The organism is Streptomyces sp. 4F14 (assembly GCF_048159485.1).
In the GTDB taxonomy this organism is placed as follows: Bacteria; Actinomycetota; Actinomycetes; order Streptomycetales; family Streptomycetaceae; genus Streptomyces.
In genome coordinates this window covers 1-306 of sequence record NZ_JBLRVY010000442.1, presented here as the reverse complement: position 1 = coordinate 306, position 306 = coordinate 1, and the positions used below count along the sequence as shown (strand labels likewise).

Sequence of the window (306 nt, the reverse complement as noted above, 5' to 3'; positions counted from 1 at the left end):
ACCAGGGCGAGCAGCAGCAGGGCGACGCCGATGACGGAGACCTCGGTGACCCGGCCGGGGCGCAGCACCCGCAGGTAGAAGCCCATCAGCAGGGCGATCGGGATCGTCATCGCGATGGAGAAGGTGCCCCAGGGGGACTGCGCGAGGGCGTTGACGATGACCAGGGCCAGCACGCCGAGCAGGATGATCATGATGACGAACGTGGCCACCAGCGCGGCCGCGCCGCCGAACGGGCCGATCTCCTCGCGCGCCATCTGCCCCAGCGAGCGGCCGTCGCGGCGGGTGGAGAAGAACAGCACCACCATG

Annotated in this window: 1 protein-coding gene; it reads right to left on the bottom strand. The window is 70.3% G+C overall.

Going from position 1 to position 306, the window contains the following annotated elements; genetic code table 11:
* The coding region (locus tag ACLZOT_RS51505) for a carbon starvation CstA family protein (protein WP_416976180.1) at positions 1-306 on the bottom strand (306 nt) is incomplete at both ends.